The organism is Streptococcus sp. 2100 (genome assembly GCF_013276335.1).
Classification (GTDB): domain Bacteria; phylum Bacillota; class Bacilli; order Lactobacillales; family Streptococcaceae; genus Streptococcus; species Streptococcus pseudopneumoniae.
The window spans coordinates 1-547 of the sequence record NZ_VMKV01000113.1 but is presented as its reverse complement, the minus strand read 5'-3'; the positions used below and the strand labels follow the sequence as shown (position 1 = coordinate 547).

Genomic DNA, 547 nt, shown 5'->3' with positions numbered 1-547 from the left:
TAAACTAACTGAGGATAAATCGAAGTTAGATGAAGCTGTAAGTACAGAAGGTAAGACACCAGAAAGTATTCAAGCATACGAAGCCGCTAAGAAAGAAGCAGAAGCAGATGTTGCAACAGCGAAGGAAGCAGCCAAAGCAGTATTAGCTAAAGGTGACAATGCGACAGCAGCTGAAATTCAAGAAGCGCAAGAAAAAGTAACAGAAGCGCAAGGTAAGTTAGACAAAGCGAAAGAGCAGTTAGTCGACAAAGCAGACAAGACAGCTCTAACGCAAGCGAATAACGATTTAGCAAGCGAAGTAGCAAGTCAACCAACTACAGATGACAAGCCACAAAGCAAAGTTGACGCATATACTAAAGCAAAAGAAGCGGCGGATAAAGCAGTGGAAGCAGCGAAAAAAGTAATAGCGGACGACAATGCGGCACCAGAAGCTGTACAAGCAGAGCTAGCGAAAGTAAACGCAGCCAAAGCAGCCTTGAAAGCGGCAGAAGATGCCGTAACAACCGCAGCGACAACTACAGCGAAAAATAAACTAACTGAGGATAAA

1 pseudogene is annotated in these 547 nt (G+C 44.1%); it reads left to right on the top strand.

Annotated elements, in window-relative coordinates:
• Positions 1-547: pseudogene (locus HT669_RS10750) on the top strand (FIVAR domain-containing protein); the annotation flags it as partial.